The following is a 15,825-nucleotide window of genomic DNA, read 5'->3' as shown; positions in this document are numbered from 1 at the left end:
AGGCGCTCCCACCGGAATGGCAGCGCAGAGGAATCAGAAGATGACATTCGCCGAACTCGGCCTCGCCGCTCCCATTCTTGAAGCTGTCACGGCTGCCGGCTATACCGAACCCACCGCAGTGCAGGCACAGGCGGTCCCCGTCGCCTTGCAGGGGCGCGACCTGATGGTTTCGTCGCAGACCGGCAGCGGCAAGACCGCCGCCTTCATGCTGCCCGCGCTGCAACTGCTGACCGTGCCGCATCCTGCCCACGGCAATGGCCCGCGCGTCCTGGTGCTGACCCCGACGCGCGAGCTGTCGATGCAGGTCACCCGGGCGAGCGAGACCTACGGTCGCAACCTGCGCCGCGTGAAGACGGTATCGATCGTCGGCGGGATGCCCTACCCGGTGCAGAACCGGATGCTGAAGATGGGCGTCGATATCCTGGTGGCCACCCCCGGCCGCCTGCTCGATCAGATGAACTCCGGCCGCGTCGACCTTTCGCGGCTGCAGTTGCTGGTGCTCGACGAGGCAGACCGCATGCTCGACATGGGCTTCAGCGAAGACCTAGACGCGATCGTGTCGAAGATGCCCGCCTCGCGCCAGACGATGCTGTTCTCCGCGACGATGGAGCCGGGCATCGTGCGCCTGGCCACCTCGATGCTGAAAGATCCGGTGCGCATCACCGTCGACAGCCAGCAGACGCCACATGTGAACATCGAGCAGCGCATGCATATCGCCGACGACATGGGCCACAAGAACCGGCTGCTCGATCACCTGCTGCGGGATGTCGACATGAAGCAGGCGATCGTGTTCACGTCGACCAAGCGTTCCGCCGACGACCTCGCGCAGTCGCTGCTGCAGAGCGGCTTCTCGGCAGCCGCGCTGCACGGCGACATGAAGCAGAGCCAGCGATCACGCACGCTGCAGTCGCTGCGCTCGGGCGGGCTGCGGGTACTCGTCGCCACCGATGTGGCCGCTCGAGGCATCGACGTCCAGGGCATCTCGCACGTGATCAACTACGACCTGCCGCGCCAGGCCGAAGACTATGTCCACCGCATCGGGCGCACCGGCCGTGCCGGCCGCCAGGGCATCGCGATCAGCTTCATCGGCATCCGCGACCGGGGCGTCGTACGCACGATCGAGCGCTTCACGTCGCAGACGATCCCGATCACCGTGATCGCGGGCCTGGAGCCGCGTCCGCGCTCCGCATCGGCGCCATCGTCGCGTCCTTACGATCGCGACCGGTCCGGCGCACCGGTGCGCCGGCATACCGGCCCGAGCGCCGGGCGCCCCGGAAAGCCGGCGGCACCAGGCGGCCCCGGCGGCAACTACCGCCATCGCGACCGTGCCGCTACGGGCGCACCGCGGACCCGTTCGTACAGCCGGCCGGACTAGGCACTAGCCGGGCGGCTCAACCCGACCGGCGCTGCCGATCGTCGCAGTGACGGCGGCCAGCCGGGCGCGTCTGACTTCGTCTGCGATCCGGTCGCGCGCCGATGCCCGTGCGATCGCGCCGGCATCGATGCTGCGGGCCGCCTCCAGCGCAGCCTGCATCCGCAGCCGTTGCGGATAGGGCCGGGACGCCAGCCCCAGCCTGCCGCGTGCATCGAACTCGCACGCCTGCAGCATCTGCAGGAAGCGCTCGGGCCGGCGCATGCCGTCGCTGCCCTCGATCACCCTCAGAACGGTAGCCGGGCGCAGTTCGAGTGCGCGGTGGATGTCGGTGTGGAACCGCGCCACCAGCCCGGCGAGGTCATGGCATTCGGACGGCACGCGCAGCCGGCGGCACAGCGCGTCGATCAGCGGCACCCCGCGCTGCTCGTGCGCGACATGCCGCGGCCACTCGGCCGGCGGAGTCGTGCCCTTGCCCAGGTCGTGCACCAGCAGTGCGAAGCGCACCGGCAGCGGTGCCTGCTCGCGGGCGGCGAGGTCGATCGCCATCGTCACGTGCACGCCCGTATCGATCTCGGGGTGGTGCGCCGCCGGCTGTGGTACACCGAAAAGGCAATCGACCTCGGGCAGCACCTTCTCCAGGGCACCGCAGTCGCGCAACACCTGGATCATCCGTGACGGTTCGCGCTCGGACAGGCCCTTGGCCAGTTCCTGCCAGACCCGCTCGGCGACCAGCGCATCCACTTCGCCCGCATCGACCATGCCGCGCGCCAGCGCAAGGGTTTCCGGCGCGACGGTGAAATCGGTGAAGCGCGCCGCGAAGCGCGCGAGCCGCAGGATGCGCACCGGGTCTTCGGCGAACGCGGCACTGACATGGCGCAGCACGCGCGCCTGGATGTCGCGCACACCGTGGTGCGGGTCGATGAGCGCGCCGGCGCCATCGCGTGCGATCGCATTGATCGTGAGGTCGCGTCGGGCGAGGTCCTCTTCCAGCGTCACATCGGGCGAAGCCTGCACGACGAAACCGCGATAGCCCGGCCCGCTCTTGCGCTCGGTGCGCGCGAGCGCATGCTCTTCGTGGGTGACCGGATGCAGGAACACCGGGAAATCACGCCCGACGGCTCGGTAGCCGAGATCGAGCATCTGCTGCGGTGTCGCACCCACCACCACCCAGTCGCGGTCGACCACCGGCAGTCCGAGCAGTCCGTCCCGCACCGATCCGCCGACCAGGAAGGTTTCCATCAGCGGCTCACCGCTCGAACGGCTCGATCCGCTCGGGCTCGGACATGGCTGCCGCGATCCATTCCTGCATCGGCGGCAGGTCCAGCACCGAGCGCATGTAAGCGGCGCACGCCTCGGGGACAGCCACCCCGTAGCTGCGCAGGCGCAGCACGACCGGGGCATACATGGCATCGGCGATCGAGAAACGGCCGAACAGGAACGGCCCGCCAGCGTCGTGACGCACACGCAGGCCGGACCACAGGGCCAGCACCCGGTCGATGTCCGCCTGCGCCTCCGGCGACCAGGCATGGCCGGCGCGGTCGTAGCGGATGTTCATCGGCAGCTCGCGGCGCAGCGCAGCGAAGCCGGAATGCATCTCGCACGCGACCGAGCGTGCCTGGGCGCGTGCGGCCGGGTCGGCCGGCCACAGCCTGGCCGAAGGGAAGCGCTCGGCCAGATATTCGCAGATCGCCAGCGAGTCCCAGACGGTGCATCCACAGTCGACCAGCACCGGCACCTTGCCGGCCGCCGAGTACTGGCGGATACGAGCCTGGCTGTCCGCCTGGTACAGGGGGATGCGTATCGTATCGAACGCCGCGCCGGTCATCGCCAGCGCGAGCCAGGGCCTGAGCGACCAGGACGAATAGTTGCGGTTTCCGATCACCAGGAGCAGCCCTGCGCCGGTGCCGGGCATGCCTTCGGGTCCGGGCGACCGACCGTGCATCGTGCCTCGCCTCAGCGGCCCGCGCGGTAGCGGAATGCCTGGTAGCGGCCACGCGGCGTGGCGTTGCCCAGGTACTGGCGCACGATCGGCTCGAGCGCGGACGGCGTGCGGTCGAACACCCTCGGGAAGGGCATCGACGACACGTTGTCGACCGTCATCGACAGGTAGTTGTCGTAGGTGATCAGTTTCACCGGCAGCATGCCGAACACGCGTGCCTGCAACCGCGACAGCCCATCCGGCAACCCGACCACCGGCCGCTCGTGGCCGGTGACCTTGCCGACCCGTTGCACCAGCTCGCGCAGCGTGAAGACGTCCGGCCCGACCAGGTCGTAGCACTGGCCTGCCGTCTGCGGCAGGTCGAGCGCCGCGACGAACGCATGCGCGACGTCCTCGACCCAGACCGGCTGGAAGCGGGCATCGGGCGAACCGAGCGGGACGAACGGCGCGAGCGCCAGCAGCCGCGCGAACAGCGTGAGAAAACTGTCGCCGTCGCCGAAGATCACCGAGGGCCTGAAGATCGTGGTCGCGAGCCCCGCCGCCTGCGCTGCCATGACCCGTTGTTCGGCTTCGCCCTTCGTGCGCTGATACTCGCTCGGCGCGGACGGCCCGGCACCCAGCGCGCTCATGTGCAGATAGCGGTGCACCCCATGGCGCACGCAGGCGGCGATGCAATGCTCGGTGAGCAGGACATGCGCGCGACGGAAGTCGCCGGATCGGCCCTCGTGCAGGATGCCGACCAGGTTGACCACCGCGTCGCAGCCGGCCACCAGTCCGGACAGTTGCTCTGCGTCGTTCACGTCGGCACTCACCAGTTCGACACTGGGCAGCACGATCAGGTCGGCCTTTGCGCGTTCCCGGTTGCGCGTCGGGATGATCACCCGCACACCGCGCGCCGCCAGCCGCTCGGCGACATGCCGCCCGACGAATCCGCTGCCGCCGACCAGGCAAACTCTGTTCACTCTGCTCATCTCGATTTCCAGCTCGGTTGCGTGCACAGCTCGGTCGCTCAGTTGCGCGCGGGAATGGTGCCGATACGGGCCCGCAACGATGTCACCTGATGCCCGAACTGCTGGGCGTAGTAGGTAGCGTTGGACATCACGCGCTTCACATAGTCGCGCGTTTCGCCGAACGGGATGCTCTCGGCGTAGATTGCCGCATCCAGGGGCTGCACCGTGCGCCACGCGCGCGCGCGCCCGGGACCCGCATTGTATGCCGCCGACGCCAGAACCGGATGGTCGTCGAGGTCGTTGAGCACGGTACGCAGATAGGCAGTGCCCAGACCGAGGTTGACCTGTACGTCGTTCACCAGCGACGGCCGGAAATCCAGCATGCCGGTGCGCTTGGCCACCCAGGCAGCCGTGGCCGGCATCAGCTGCATCAGGCCGGAGGCGCCGGCATGCGACCGCACATCCGGCAGGAAACGGCTCTCCTGGCGGATCAGCCCGAGCACGAAGGCCTCGTCGAGCTGGTGGCTCTTCACGTGCACCTGCACTTCCTCCCGGAACGGCGCCAGGAAGCGCAGGGAGAAGTCATGGCGTTCGCGGGTGCGCTCGGCGGTCGCGATCGCACGGTCCCAGAGCCGGTTGCGCCGCGACCACTCGGCCGCCGACAGCAATTGCTCGTCGGTCATGTTGCGGATCGCCCAGAACCATTCGCGGTTGCCGTCGACACGCATCTCCAGCCGGTAGAACGCCAGCGCCCGCTGCACCGCCGGATGCTTGCCGAACGCTTCCATCTCTTCGCGCGACGGCTTGAAGGGCGGCGGCGCGGGTGGCCCGGCCACCGGACCGAGATCGTCCAGCGCGAGCTGGCCATAGAAACTGAACTCGCGCGACAGTGCAGCGAGGATCGGCACCGCCTCATCGTTGCGATTGAGTTCGCGCAGCGCGCGTGCGCGCCAGTAGCGCCAGGCGGCCTCCTGCTGCTCGCGCGGTGTCATCTGACCGATTGCGGCAAGTACCTCCGGCCATGCCTCGGCGCGCAGCGCGGCGCGTACCCGCCAGCCGAGCATCTCGTCGTTGAGCTGCACGCCGCCGGCCATGCGGAACCAGCGCAGCGCCTCGGGATCGAACCGGCGCGCGCCCAGCCAGGCGATCGCGCCCCAGGTGTATCCGCGCTCGGCCTCGCTGAACAGCTGGTCGATGCGCCCCCACGCCTCGGCTGCGTTCGGCGGCGACGTGCGCGCCAGCCGATGCGCCGCGAACATCACGACCTCGCGCTGCGCGCGGGTGCGCAGCTCGTTCCTGCGGTCGAGTACCGCCTGCGGATTGTTCAGCGCGAAATCGACCGCCTTGCCGTCGGGCTGCTGCCCGGCGGGCAGAAATGCGGCCACGCGACGCACGGTGCCCGCCTGCCCGGCCTCGAACGCGAGCCGGATACGCGCCCAGATGTCATCGGCGCGCAGCGCTCCGGAGGCGATCAGGTCCTGGAACAGCGGCGTACAGCTCTCCGGCAGGTCGCGCCCGGTGAACCAGAGCGGCCGCGCCTCGGCGAGCGCCGAGGCGTCGCCGGCGACACGCCGCCGGGTCAACGCATGGCAGTCGACCTCGGTATCGCTGTTCACAAGCCGTGGGTGTTCAGCCGCGAACAGGTCCCATTGGCCGCGACGACCGAGCACCTTGAGCCAGTCGGCCCGCAACTGGTCGCCCGCCCGGGTGTCGGCCAGCCGTGCCAGTGCGGCCTGCACCTCGGCGGTCTCGGCGGTCTCCAGCCGCAGCCGCAACTGCCAGTACATGACCCAGGGCTCGAGCGGGTGACCACGCAAACGGGGCGCCACCTGATCGAGCCGCGCCGCCTGCCCGAGCCGGAACGCTTCCCGGGCCGCGCGGAACTCATCGTCCTGCTGCAGCACCTGCGCCGATACCTGGGGCTGCGCCGCCGCGGCGGGCACCAGCACCGGTGCGAGCCCGACAGCCAGTCCGATGACCAGCGCGATCGCCAGCCCGGCCCGCAATCCCGATAAAGAGACGCCTGCCCGGCCCATGACGGCGGCGGCACTCCCGGCACCTTCCGTGCGGAAGCAACCGTCTGCGCCCGGCTCATGCCAGCAGGTCAGTGTGGAAAAACGCTTCACCGCCCGATTGTACCCGGGCGCCAGCGGTCAACGGCCGAGGAACAACCGGTAGGCCGGGTTTGCCGACTCATCCTGGTAGCGATAGCCGAGTTCCGCCAGGAACCGGCGGAACCGCGCCGCATCCCCGGGCGGCACCTGCATGCCGACCAGCACGCGCCCGTAGTCGGCCCCGTGGTTGCGGTAGTGGAACAGACTGATATTCCAGCCGCCGCTCATCGCCTCGAGGAAACGCATCAGCGCGCCGGGACGCTCCGGGAACTCGAAACGGTAGACGATCTCGTCGTCCACCGAGGGCGCCCGCCCGCCGACCAGGTGGCGCACATGCAGCTTGGCCATCTCGTTGTCGGTCAGGTCCTGTGCCGCCAGACCGGCCTTCTTCAGAACCTTCACCAGATCGGCGGTCTCGCGCCGGCTCTTCACCTCGATGCCGACGAACACCTGCGCCTGCGCCGCGTCCGCATAGCGGTAGTTGAACTCGGTGACATTGCGCGGGCCGAGCAGCGCGCAGAACGCCTTGAAGCTGCCCGGCCGCTCCGGGATGGTCACCGCGAGGATGGCCTCGCGCGACTCGCCGATCTCGGCCCGTTCGGCGACGAAACGCAGGCGGTCGAAGTTCATGTTCGCGCCGCACGCGATCGCCACCAGCGTCTTGCCGCGCACCTTCTCGCGCTTGGTCCACGCCTTCAGGCCGGCGATGGCCAGCGCACCGGCCGGCTCGAGGATCGAGCGGGTATCCTCGAACACGTCCTTGATCGCGGCGCAGATCTCGTCGGTGTCGACCCGGATGATCTCGTCGACCAGCACCTGACACAGGCGGAACGTTTCCTCCCCGACCTGCTTCACCGCGACGCCATCGGCGAACAGGCCGACCTGCTCCAGGCGTACCCGGCGCCCGGCCTGCAGCGACTGGTACATCGCATCGGAATCGACCGGCTCGACGCCGATCAGGCGAATGTCCGGCCGCAGCCGCTTCACGTAGGCGCCGATGCCGGAAATCAGGCCGCCACCGCCGATCGCGACGAAGATCGCATCGATCGGCCCCGGATGGTCGCGCAGGATCTCCATGCCGATCGTACCCTGTCCGGCGATCACGTCCGGATCGTCGTAGGGATGCACGAAGGTCAGCCGGTGGCGCTTCATCAGCACCAGCGCATGCGCATAGGCTTCGTCGTAGGTATCCCCGGCCAGCACCACCTCGGCGCCCCGCGCCGCCACCGCCTGCACCTTGATGTGCGGCGTGGTGACCGGCATCACGATCATTGCCTTGCAGCCGAGCTTCTGCGCGGACAGCGCGACACCCTGCGCATGGTTGCCGGCAGAGGCCGCGATCACGCCGCGCCGCAGAGCGGCGGGCGACAGGTTCACCATCTTGTTGTAGGCGCCGCGCAGCTTGAACGAGAACACCGGCTGCATGTCCTCCCGCTTGAGCAGCACCGAGTTCCCGACCCGTGCCGACAGCGAGGGGGCGAGGTCGAGCGGCGTCTCGATCGCGACGTCGTAGACGCGGGCCTTGAGGATGCGTTCGAGGTATTCCGTGGGCATGGCTTCCAGCGCTGAAGGTGGGTGACGAAGACGCAACGGGGTGCGGCGGCGGTGTGCCGGCCGGCACGGCGCCGATCCGGGTGCATCCGGTGCCTGATCCTGCAATAATCATCTCATGGCTACGCAGGACGAACTCAAGCGCAGCGCCGCGAAAGCTGCGATCGCGCACGTACCGGAAAACGCCGTCATCGGCGTGGGCACCGGCTCGACCGTCGATTTCTTCATCGCCGAGCTTGCGGCAATGAAAGGCCGGATCGAAGGCGCCGTGTCCAGCTCCGAAGGCAGCAGCGCGAAGCTGAAGGCCGCGGGGATCCGGGTGATCGACCTCAACAGCGTCGACGAGGTCGCGGTGTACGTCGACGGCGCCGACGAGATAGACGCCCGGATGCGCATGATCAAGGGCGGTGGCGGCGCACTCACCCGCGAGAAGATCGTGGCGGCCGTCGCCACGCGCTTCGTCTGCATCGTCGACGAGAAGAAACTGGTCGGTACGCTCGGCCGTTTCCCGCTGCCGATCGAGGTGTTGCCGATCGCCCGCAGCCATGTCGGGCGGCAGGTCGCGCGCATGGGCGGCCAGCCATCCCTGCGCGCCGGCTTCGTCACCGACAACGGCAACCTGATCCTCGACGTGCATGGCCTGAAGATGCATGACCCGGTTGCGCTCGAGTCGGAACTGAACCAGATCGCCGGCGTGGTCTGCAACGGCCTGTTCGCGCGCCGTCCGGCCGACATCGCGCTGGTGGCCTCCGCCGGCGGCGTACGCACGCTGGCTGGTTGAACGTGCCATCCTGCGCAGACACGGCCGCCACGCGCGTGTCACATTCGGGAGATACCCTGCACGGTCATCCATCACTCGACACCGGGACACCGACATGAACCAGCACATCGCGAAGCAGTTCGATGCGGAACTCGAGGCCGTGCGCGCCCGCGTGCTGCAGATGGGTGGCATCGTCGAGCAGCAGATCACCAGCGCGATCGAGGTCCTGTCCACCGGCAACATCGAGCAGTGCGACCGCATCATCGAAGCCGACCACCGGGTCAACGGGCTCGAGATCGAGATCGACGAACAGTGCAGCCACATCATCGCGCGCCGCCAGCCGACGGCAATCGACCTGCGCATGATCCTGACGGTCATCAAGACCATCACCGACCTCGAGCGCATCGGCGACGAGGCGTCGAAGATCGCCCGCATGGCGAAGAACCTGCACGAGCGCGACGCGCTGCAGATCCCGCGCTACCGCGACATCAAGCACGTGTCCGAGATCGCGGTCGACATGCTTCGCCAGTCGCTCGATGCGTTCGCGCGGCTCGACATCGCGGTACCGGCCAAGGTCGTACGGCTCGACGAGCAGGTCGACGACGAGTTCAAGACGATCGTGCGCAAGCTGATCACCTTCATGATGGAGGATCCGCGCACCATCTCGTCATCGCTCGAGATCCTCTGGGTGGCGAAGGCGATCGAACGCATCGGCGACCATGCGAAAAACATGTCCGAGTACGTGGTCTACCTGATCAAGGGCAAGGACGTGCGGCACGTGAGCGCCGAGCAGCTCGAACGCGAAGTGGAGCAATGACCGCCCGCCGGCGCACGGTGGGGCTGGCCGGAGGGCGGCCGGCGCGATGACGCAGCTGTCCACCCTGGCGGCTGTCGATCTTGGTTCGAACAGCTTCCACCTGCAGGTTGCCCGGGTCGTCGGAGAGCAGGTCTACCCGCTTGATTCGCTGCGCGAGCCGGTACGCATCGGCGCCGGGCTGGGCGCCGACAAACGCCTGGACGAAGCCGCCCAGCAGCGCGGCCTGAACGCACTGCGTCAGTTCGGCGAACGCCTGCGCGGGATGCCGATCGATGCGGTGCGCGCGGTCGGCACCAACACGCTGCGGGTCGCGAAGAACGCGAAAGAGTTCCTGGCCAGGGCCGAAGCGGCGCTGGGCTTCCCGATCGAGGTGGTGGCCGGACGCGAGGAAGCGCGGCTGATCTACCTCGGTGTCGCGCACGGCCTGCCGCCGTCGCCGGCTCCCCGACTGGTGGTGGACATCGGCGGCGGCTCCACGGAATGCATCATCGGGGTCGGACTGGAACCGCGGAAGCTGGAGAGCCTGTACATGGGCTGCGTGAGCTTCTCGATGCGGCACTTCGCAGACGGCCGGCTGAGCAAGTCGAACTTCCGTGCCGCCGAAACCGCCGCCGGCACCGAGCTCGAGACCATACGCAAGGCATTCCGCCACGGCGAGTGGATGCATGCGATAGGCTCCTCCGGCACGGCCCGCGCGCTGGGCGACCTGCTCGAGTTCAACGGCTACACCGACAACGGCATCACGCTCGATGGCCTGCAGCGCCTGAAAGCGCAGATGATCCGCATCGGCGCGCTCGACCGGCTGGACGCGCTGGCGCTGGCCGGCCTGCGCGCCGACCGGGTGCCGGTGCTGCCCGGCGGTCTGTCGATCATGCTCGCCGTGTTCGAGGCCCTGGAAGTGCCGCACATGGGGCTGGCCACCGGCGCCATGCGCCAGGGCATCCTCTACGATATGCTGGGCCGCTTCCACCATCACGACATGCGCGACCTGACCGTCGAGCAGTTCATGCAGCGCTACCACGTCGATGCAGCGCAGGCCCGCCGCGTCGGCACGCTTGCGCAGGCGCTGCTGCACGATCTCCTCGACGGGGAACCGGCCGGCGCTGCCACGGCCGGGCACCTGCTCGACTGGGCGGCGCGGCTGCACGAGATCGGCATCACGGTCGCCCATTCCGGCTACCACAAGCACACCGCCTACATCATCCGCAACGCGGACATGCCCGGCTTCTCGCGCAGCGAGCAGGCACGGCTGGCGACCCTGGCGCTGGCGCACCGCGGTTCGCTCGACAAGATGCAGGGCATGCTCGAAACCCCGGCGGACATCGCGGCGACGATGGCGCTGCGCCTGGCGGCGATGTTCCACCGCTCGCGCACCGACCTCGTGCTGCCGGTGATCGAGGCGCGCATGCAGCGCGGCGAGTACCGGCTCAAGCTCGAGCCGAACTGGCTGGTGGCCAACCCGCTGACCGCCGCCCTGCTGCGCGACGAGATCGCGCAGTGGCGCAAGGCGGGCATCACGCTCGACGTGCGCCCGATGCAGGAACTGCTCGAAGTCGCCTGACCGGGCGGCGCGCAGCGGCGGTCGAGGCTACTTGTCGTGTTCGCCGTCGATCAGGATGAACGCGACCGCGCAGTCGTTGTCCGAGCGGTTGCTCCACGCGTGGTTGGTGCCGCGCTGGATGATCACGTCGCCCTGCCGGCACAGCACTTCGGAATCGTCGAGCACCAGCCAGATCTCGCCCTCAAGAACGAGGCCGTAATCTACGGTCTTCGTCTTGTGCATCAGCGGGTGACGCACGTTCTCGCTGTGCTGCGAGGCCTCGGCCGAGCCCACCGCACCGAATGCGGCACGCGCCTTTTCGCCGGTCAGGTTGTGGATGAAGGTCTTCTCCGGCGGGAAGCGCACCACGCGGAACACGTTGCCGCCGGCCGGTGGCTGCAGGGTCTTCACCGAGGCCGTCGCATCGGGCGCGTCGATCGCCATCGGCGAGCGGTCGCTGACCCAGAGCTCGCTCATGGTCAGGCCGCCGCGCAGCTCGACGGTGCGCACGTTCGGGGCGTCGCGGTCCTCGACAACGACGGCGACGCCCTTGGCGTCATGTCCGGTGACGATGCGGCGGATGGGTTTGTGCACGGCAGGACTCCTCGACAGGGATTGAACGGAACCGGAGGGTAGCGCGAGTCGGCGGCCGGCGTACGCAGCCGCCCGCCGCCCGGACAAGCGGCGCAGCGGTACCGTCCGGCACCGCTGCGCATAGACTCTGCGCCCTTCGTCCCGATCCGTGCGGCCCGTGGCCCTTTCCGTTGTCTGGTTCAAGCGCGACCTGCGCATCGACGACCACCGCCCGCTCGCCTCGGCTGCAGCGCGCGGGCCGGTCATCGCCCTCTACGTCTACGAACCATCGCTGTTGCACTCGCGCGAGTTCGACCCTGCGCAGTTCAGGTTCATCGACGAATGCCTGGAGGCGCTCGATCGCGAGCTGCGCCGCCGCGGGATCGCGCTGACCCTGCGCACCGGCGAAGTGGCGGGCGTGCTCGACGCCCTGCGCCGCGAAGCCGGCTTCGACACCCTGTGGAGCCACGAGGAGACCGGCAACCGCCTGACCTTCGACCGTGACATTGCGGTCGGCCACTGGTGCAGGTCGAACGGCGTTGCATGGACGGAGATCCCGCAGACCGGAGTGGTGCGCCGGCTGAAGAGCCGGGACGGCTGGGCGGGCCGCTGGGCGCGGCGGATGGCCGAGCCGATCGCCGACGTGCCCGCGCGGCTGACCGGCCCTGCAGGCCTGGACCACGGACACCGGATGGGCCACGATGCGCTCGGGCTGGCCCGCTCGACCCGCCCGGACGCGCAGCGCGGCGGCGAACCGGCCGCACTGGCCACGCTCGCACAGTTCCTCGCGGTACGCGGCGTCGACTACCGGCGCGGCATGTCGAGCCCGGTCGACGCCTTCGAGCGCTGCTCGCGCCTGTCGCCGCATCTCGCCTGGGGCTCGATCTCGATGCGCCGGGTCGCCCAGGCCGCAGCGGCACGCGCCCTGGACATCCGCACCCGGCGCGCCGCCGGCGAAGCCATCGATTCGCGCTGGGCGGGCTCGCTGCATTCGTTCCAGGGACGGCTGCGCTGGCACTGCCACTTCATGCAGAAGCTCGAAGACGAGCCGCGCATCGAGTTCGAGAATTTCGCGCGCGCCTGCGATGCGCTGCGCGACGGCGGGCCGATCGTCCCGGACAGCGACGCGGCCGCGCGGCTGCTCGCATGGCAGCTCGGCGAGACCGGCTATCCGATGGTCGATGCCTGCATGCAGGCGCTCGCGCGCTGCGGCTGGATCAACTTCCGGATGCGCGCGATGCTGGTCTCGTTCGCGTCCTACCACCTGTGGCTGCACTGGGGCCACACCGCGCCGTTCCTGGCGCGCGCCTTCCTCGACTTCGAACCAGGCATCCACTACAGCCAGTTCCAGATGCAGTCGGGCACCACCGGCATCAACACGATCCGCATCTATTCGCCAGCCAAACAGGTGATCGACCACGACCCGCAGGGCGTGTTCCTGCGCGCGGCGCTGCCGGCGCTGGCGCGGGTGCCGGCGCGCTACCTCGCCGAACCCCACACGATGCCGCTGGCGGTGCAGCGCGAGTCCGGCTGCATCATCGGCACCGACTATCCCGCCCCGATCGTCGACCATGCCACCGCCTACCGGCAGGCGCGCGAGCGCATCGCCGCCATCCGGCGGCACCCGGACGCGCGCGTCGAGGCTGACGCGATCCAGCAGCGGCACGGCAGCCGGCGCAGCGGACTGCCGCCCGCCGACCGCCGCACCCGCGTACCGGCGGGCACTGCGCGCGCCCGGCCGCGCCGGTCGGCCGCATCCGCAGCCGCCGCAGCGGGGCAGGCAAGCCTTTGGAACGACGCCATCGAAGACCCGGCCAGCCCCGGAAGGCCGGTGCCCTGATGGCTGCGCAGAGACAGGCGTTCACCGTGCCCGACCTGCCCGGGCGTGCGCCGTCGCCACCGATACGGCGGCTGGTGTTCGTGCTGGGCGACCAGCTCGACCGCCGTTCGGCCGCCTTCGACGGGTTCGACCCCGCGCAGGATGCGCTGTTCATGGCCGAGGCGCTCGACGAATCGACGCAGACCTGGAGTTCTAGGCCGCGCACGGCGATGTTCCTCTCCGCCATGCGCCATTTCGCGCAGCAGGCCGCCGACGACGGGCTGCGCACCTGGTACAGCCGGCTGGATGATCCGTCGGGCGCGGCTTCGCTCGGCGCAGCACTGGCGCAGGCCGAGGCCGCGCTGAAGCCACGGTCGATCGTGATGGTGACGCCCGGCGAATGGCGGCTGCGCGAGACCTTCGCCGCGCATCCGGCCGCGCCGTCGCTGCTGGAAGACCGGCACTTCCTGTGCAGCGGCGAAGACTTCGAACGCCATGCAAAGGGCCGCAAGCAGTTGCGGCTGGAGTTCTTCTACCGCGAGATGCGGGTGCGCCATTCGGTGCTGATGGATGGCGACGAACCCGCCGGCGGACAGTGGAATTTCGATTCCGAGAACCGGAAGTCGTTCCCGGCCTCCGGACCGCAGGGCGTGCCAGCGCCACTGCTGTTCCAGCCCGATGCGATCACCCGCGAGGTGATCGACCTGATCGACCAGCGGCTGTCCGGGCACCCCGGCTCGCTTGATCGGTTCGCCTGGCCGGTGACCCGCGCCGATGCCCTGGCCGCGCTCGATGCGTTCATCGGGCAGCGGCTGCCCCTGTTCGGCGACCACCAGGACGCGATGTGGACCGGGCAGCCGTGGCTCTATCACGCACACCTGTCGGCCGCGATGAACCTGAAGCTGCTCGATCCGCGCGAGGTGGTGGCCGCGGCCGAGCGCGCATGGCGCGCGGGCCAGGTTCCGATCGCCGCGGCAGAGGGCTTCATCCGGCAGGTGCTCGGCTGGCGCGAGTACGTGCGCGGCATCTACTGGCGCACGATGCCCGGCTACCTCGACCTGAACGCGCTCGATGCGCGGCAACCGCTGCCCGCGTTCTACTGGACCGGCGACACGCCGATGGCCTGCCTGCGCGAGTCGATCGGACAGACGCTGGAACTCGGCTACGCGCACCATATCCAGCGGCTGATGGTCACCGGTCTGTATGCGCTGCTGCTGGGCATCGATCCGAAGGCAGTACATCGCTGGTACCTCGCGGTGTATGTCGATGCGATCGAATGGGTCGAGCTGCCGAACACGCTGGGCATGGCGCTCTACGGCGACGGCGGCGTGATGGCCTCGAAGCCGTATGCGGCCACCGGCCGCTACATCGAGCGCATGAGCAACTACTGCAAGGGCTGCAGGTTCGACCCAGGCAAGTCGACCGGGGAAGACGCCTGCCCGTTCACCACGCTCTACTGGGACTTCCTGCTGCGCCACCAGCCTCGCCTGTCGAAGAACACCCGCATGGCGCTGCAGCTCAAGAACCTCGCCCGGCTGGGCGATGACGCACGCGCCTCGATCGGTGCGCGTGCAACCGCGATCCGCGCCGGCGACGGCGTTCCTCCCGACAGCACACCGAAGGACCTCCTGCGATGACAAGACCCGTACTGATCACCGGTGGTTCCGGCGGCCTGGCCCGCGCGATCGCCGCAACCCTCGACCCTTCCGGCTGGACACCGGTGCTGGTGACTCGCTCGCCGGACAGGCTCGCGGCGAGCGGCTGGACGGGCGCGGTGCTCGAGGCCGATGTCTCGACCGAAGCCGGTGCCACCGGCGCGCTGGCGGCCTGCACGGAACGCTTCGGGCTGCCGGGCGCCCTGGTGAACGCAGCCGGCAGCACGCTGATCCAGCCGATGCACCGGACCGGTGAAGCGCAGTATCGCTCGGTGCTGTCGGCCAACCTCGACACCGCATTCTTCTCGCTGCGCGCCTTCGTCGAGGCGCACCGCGGCGCGGGCGCCGCGGGCGGCGGCGGGTCGGTCGTGCTGTTCTCCACCATCGTCGCGCGCATCGGCGTGGTCAACCACGAGGCGGTCGCCGCCGCGAAGGGTGCCATCGAGTCGCTCGTACGCTCGGCCGCGGCAACCTATGCGCCGAACGACATCCGCGTCAACGCCATCGCACCGGGACTGATGGAGACGCCGATGGCAGCGCCGCTGCTGGCGAACGACAACATCCGGCAGGCTGCCGCGCGGCAGTACCCGATCGGCGGCATCGGCCACCCGGACGAAGTCGCCTCGCTGGTCGGCTGGCTGCTGTCGCCGCTGGCACGGCGGGTGACCGGCCAGGTGATCGCGGTCGACGGCGGCTTCAGCACGATCCGGCCGCTGATCAGGGGCTGAGCAC

Annotated in this window: 13 protein-coding genes; 7 read left to right on the top strand and 6 right to left on the bottom strand. The window is 69.4% G+C overall.

All coding sequences use genetic code 11. The annotated features are described in order from the left end of the window. The first annotated feature begins 40 nt into the window (after nucleotides 1-40). Entirely contained in the window at nucleotides 41-1,375 is a 1,335-nt protein-coding gene (locus ING98_06150) for a DEAD/DEAH box helicase (protein MCA3101434.1), read from the top strand. Between the two features lie 3 nt (nucleotides 1,376-1,378). Here the strand turns inward: ING98_06150 and ING98_06145 are convergent, their stop codons facing one another. From ING98_06145 to ilvA, 5 genes are all read right to left on the bottom strand, one after another. Continuing rightward, on the bottom strand, nucleotides 1,379-2,614 hold the full coding sequence (locus ING98_06145; GenBank protein ID MCA3101433.1) for a multifunctional CCA addition/repair protein: 1,236 nt from the start codon (nucleotides 2,612-2,614) through the stop codon (nucleotides 1,379-1,381). Between the two features lie 7 nt (nucleotides 2,615-2,621). After that, complete coding sequence (locus ING98_06140; GenBank protein ID MCA3101432.1) at nucleotides 2,622-3,287, bottom strand: glutathione S-transferase family protein; 666 nt, start codon at nucleotides 3,285-3,287, stop codon at nucleotides 2,622-2,624. Nucleotides 3,288-3,328: 41 nt separating this feature from the next. Beyond that, nucleotides 3,329-4,285 carry a complex I NDUFA9 subunit family protein gene (locus ING98_06135; GenBank protein MCA3101431.1) on the bottom strand — a complete coding sequence of 319 codons (957 nt, stop codon included), beginning with the start codon at nucleotides 4,283-4,285 and terminating at the stop codon, nucleotides 3,329-3,331. A gap of 38 nt (nucleotides 4,286-4,323) precedes the next feature. Then, nucleotides 4,324-6,300, bottom strand: coding sequence for a transglycosylase SLT domain-containing protein (locus ING98_06130; GenBank protein MCA3101430.1), 1,977 nt, complete (start codon nucleotides 6,298-6,300; stop codon nucleotides 4,324-4,326). A 117-nt stretch (nucleotides 6,301-6,417) separates the two neighbouring features. After that, complete coding sequence (gene ilvA / locus ING98_06125; GenBank protein MCA3101429.1) at nucleotides 6,418-7,932, bottom strand: threonine ammonia-lyase, biosynthetic; 1,515 nt, start codon at nucleotides 7,930-7,932, stop codon at nucleotides 6,418-6,420. 115 nt (nucleotides 7,933-8,047) lie between these two features. Here ilvA and rpiA point away from each other — a divergent pair, with 115 nt between their 5' ends. From rpiA to ppx, 3 genes are all read left to right on the top strand, one after another. Further along, nucleotides 8,048-8,710, top strand: coding sequence for a ribose-5-phosphate isomerase RpiA (gene rpiA, locus ING98_06120; GenBank protein MCA3101428.1), 663 nt, complete (start codon nucleotides 8,048-8,050; stop codon nucleotides 8,708-8,710). Between the two features lie 94 nt (nucleotides 8,711-8,804). Then, the gene (gene phoU, locus ING98_06115; GenBank protein MCA3101427.1) at nucleotides 8,805-9,506 is read left to right on the top strand and encodes a phosphate signaling complex protein PhoU; all 702 of its coding nucleotides are present in this window, start codon (nucleotides 8,805-8,807) and stop codon (nucleotides 9,504-9,506) included. 46 nt (nucleotides 9,507-9,552) lie between these two features. Next, the gene (ppx, locus tag ING98_06110; protein MCA3101426.1) at nucleotides 9,553-11,067 is read left to right on the top strand and encodes an exopolyphosphatase; all 1,515 of its coding nucleotides are present in this window, start codon (nucleotides 9,553-9,555) and stop codon (nucleotides 11,065-11,067) included. A 27-nt stretch (nucleotides 11,068-11,094) separates the two neighbouring features. Here ppx and ING98_06105 read toward each other — a convergent pair whose 3' ends face one another. Continuing rightward, the gene (locus ING98_06105; GenBank protein MCA3101425.1) at nucleotides 11,095-11,640 is read right to left on the bottom strand and encodes a cupin domain-containing protein; all 546 of its coding nucleotides are present in this window, start codon (nucleotides 11,638-11,640) and stop codon (nucleotides 11,095-11,097) included. A 148-nt stretch (nucleotides 11,641-11,788) separates the two neighbouring features. Between ING98_06105 and ING98_06100 the strand changes: the two genes are divergently transcribed. The 3 genes from ING98_06100 to ING98_06090 are packed head-to-tail and all read left to right on the top strand — an operon-like array spanning nucleotide 11,789 to nucleotide 15,821. Continuing rightward, on the top strand, nucleotides 11,789-13,459 hold the full coding sequence (locus tag ING98_06100) for a deoxyribodipyrimidine photo-lyase/cryptochrome family protein (GenBank protein MCA3101424.1): 1,671 nt from the start codon (nucleotides 11,789-11,791) through the stop codon (nucleotides 13,457-13,459). Next, nucleotides 13,459-15,075, top strand: coding sequence for a cryptochrome/photolyase family protein (locus ING98_06095; GenBank protein ID MCA3101423.1), 1,617 nt, complete (start codon nucleotides 13,459-13,461; stop codon nucleotides 15,073-15,075). The genes ING98_06100 and ING98_06095 overlap by 1 nt, the downstream gene beginning before the upstream one ends. Next, nucleotides 15,072-15,821 (top strand): SDR family oxidoreductase, encoded by a 750-nt coding sequence (locus ING98_06090; GenBank protein MCA3101422.1) that lies wholly within the window; start codon nucleotides 15,072-15,074, stop codon nucleotides 15,819-15,821. Before ING98_06095 ends, ING98_06090 begins: the two co-directional genes overlap by 4 nt. Nucleotides 15,822-15,825 lie beyond the last annotated feature (4 nt).

It is taken from the genome of Rhodocyclaceae bacterium, from assembly GCA_020248265.1.
Lineage (GTDB): Bacteria > Pseudomonadota > Gammaproteobacteria > Burkholderiales > CAIKXV01 > CAIKXV01.
This window is presented reverse-complemented; position numbering and strand designations above follow the sequence as displayed.